A 2,648-nucleotide genomic window follows, 5' to 3' on the forward strand; every position below is an offset into this window, starting at 1 on the left:
GCCTTAATCGTTACGCGATAGCTACCATCAGTTTGCTTAGTAGCCTTATGCCAAATAAGATCATCTTGACCATTTTCAAGACTCCATGATGGCACCAAAACTTCTTTCACACCTTGTGGTGCTGTGATATTACTAACAACCGCGTCAAATGCACCTGTAGTTTGGTTATTATTTTCAATTGAGAAAGTACCACTTGGTTTCTGTACTTCCTCTGTTGGTAAACTATTATCTTCTCCTGCTACCACTCGTGCACGTGCGCCATATGGAGCACGACTAGCTACTACGGCAGGTGCTGGATGCTCTGATGTAACCTTGTCGCTAGTGCCCTTGTCAGAAGGCTCGTTATTGCTAACAGTCGGTGTGACAGGTGCTGTCTCTGTTGGAACGGTATTTTCTGTCTGAACACCTTTCTCAACTCCCACTCCTTCGTTCACAGTATTCTGCGCTTCTGATGAAGTTGTTGTTTTTGCAACGATAGCTGATGTATTTTCTTGTGTTTGATCGGACGCATGTTGCTCATCGGCTTTGACTTGTTGTGTAGAAAAAGCTAACAAAACAGCTGTCCCAGCATAAAAAATAAGATCTTTCTTTTTCATGTATCTTCCCTTACAATTTTTTTACGGATTGTACCCACATAGTAGTATTATAGCACAAACCGCCGGATCAAGAAACAATATCATTAGAAGATTTTATCCTGTTTTTAAAGAAAAAAGAAGGCCAGATTGGCCTTCTGTTTAGCTTATGCAAAAATAGAGAAGAAAGGTGCTCCAAGCTTGTTATCCATCGGATCCTTACTCTTAATAGAGTGAAGATAATTGATGGAGTACCAGCCGTTGTTGCCGCTATTATATGGATCGCGTACATAGGTTCTACCATTATCATAGCCATGCAAGACCAACTCATGGGTATAAGGATCGCTAGTAAATTGGCTATTGCCTACCGCAGCAAGTACATGCTTGCCAGCCATGAGGGCTTCTGCAATGCCTCCAGCTCCGTTAACCAATTGACTCTTCAAGCCCCAGTTACGGGTAGCAGATACAATCCCATCTGCATCCGTTCCTGCTTCACCTTTGTTAAATGAATCAGTATTGTTGTAAAGATAATCAGCCACTGTTGTTGGCAAAATCGTTCTGCCAAGGATATCTGTGAAGGTCATAGCAAGAGAGGTTGGCACACAACCTGACTGATCGACATTGCTCACACCATACCACTTCCCAGCCCAACGAGGGTCTCGTTGAGAATAATAGGTTGTTTGTGGATTCACCTTTTGATTCCGTTGAGACAAGGCTGTTTGACCCAGGTTAAAACCTTCAACTCCTCCATCTTTGTAGTCCACATAGACGTGAGTCGTATAGTTGCCTGCTTCATTACCGTGATTATTAGCAGAGACTGTGATCTCTGTGTGCATACCTGTTGGAGTTGCGGAATACCAGTAAAGATTTTCTTGATGAGCTTTCGACCAAGCTGCGACACGAATATTCTTAATCTGACGACCTTGAGGCGCTTGATCTACAGCTACTGTATAAGTCCCGTTCGTTGCATTGACATTCTTAATGGCAGCTTGTGTCTTGGTCATGGCATTTCGGAATTCCACTTCTGTAGTCGTGGTACCAACACCTACACGAGAACCATCATTTTGAATGTAGTAAAGGTGAACATGGTACTTACCAGTAGAATTCTTGTGATCGCTCGCTTTGACCGATACCTTGTAGTCTCCATTCGCTTGACGAGTTGCTTCGTACCAGCGGAGATCATCCTGTCCGTCCTTATCAGACCAAGTTGGGACTTGAACAGTTCGTACACCTTTAGGACTGTAGACATCCTTGATAATGACGTCAAAGGTACCTGTATCTTTGTTGTTATTGACAACCGAAATGATTCCAGTTGGTTTATCATGTTTAACAGTTACAATCGTTTCAGTAACATAATGACGGTTGTTATCATTATCAACGACATAAAGGTCTGCACGATAATTCCCTAGTGAGTTTTTATGATCACTCGCTTTAATAGTCACTCGATAACTTCCATCTGCTTGACGATTTGCCTTGTGCCATACAAGATCATCCTGTCCGTTTTCAAGGCTCCATGATGGAACTAAGATTTCCTTTACACCAGTCGGTGCCACCACATTACGAATAACCGCATCAAAACTACCAGTTGAAACATTATTGTTTTCGATCGTTAATGAAGCAGTTGGGCGTGATTGACGAACGTCAACTACTTTTTCAGAAATATAATGACGATTGTTGGAATCATCTACAATGTAGGCATCAGCACGGTAATTACCAGTTGAATCCTTATGATCCGTTGCTTTGATAGTCACACGATAAGAACCATCTGCTTGACGCGTTGCCTTGTGCCAAATGAGGTCATCTTGGCCACCAACCAAACTCCATGATGGAACTAGAACTTCTTTTAGACCAGTCGGTGCAACAATATTACTAACAACCGCATCAAAGGTACCTGCTACTGGGGTATTGTTTTCAATCGTCAGAACTCCACTTGGTCGAACGTAATCAACCGAAACTACTTGTTCAGCGATATAGTGGCGTTTACCAGAGTTATCAACGACGTATGCATCGGCACGGTAGTCTCCTTTATTCCCTTTATGCTCACTCGCCTTAATCGTTACGCGATAGCTACCATCA

Annotated in this window: 2 protein-coding genes; both read right to left on the reverse strand. The window is 42.7% G+C overall.

The window, feature by feature from the left end; translation table 11 throughout:
- On the reverse strand, nt 1–596 hold a 596-nt coding region (locus tag HMPREF2685_RS00775; RefSeq protein ID WP_186821430.1), incomplete at its 3' end, for a GBS Bsp-like repeat-containing protein.
- A 143-nt stretch (nt 597–739) separates the two neighbouring features.
- On the reverse strand, nt 740–2,648 hold a 1,909-nt coding region (locus HMPREF2685_RS00780; RefSeq protein WP_261710231.1), incomplete at its 5' end, for a GBS Bsp-like repeat-containing protein.

Source organism: Streptococcus sp. HMSC074F05, from assembly GCF_001808725.1.
Lineage (GTDB): Bacteria > Bacillota > Bacilli > Lactobacillales > Streptococcaceae > Streptococcus > Streptococcus parasanguinis_I.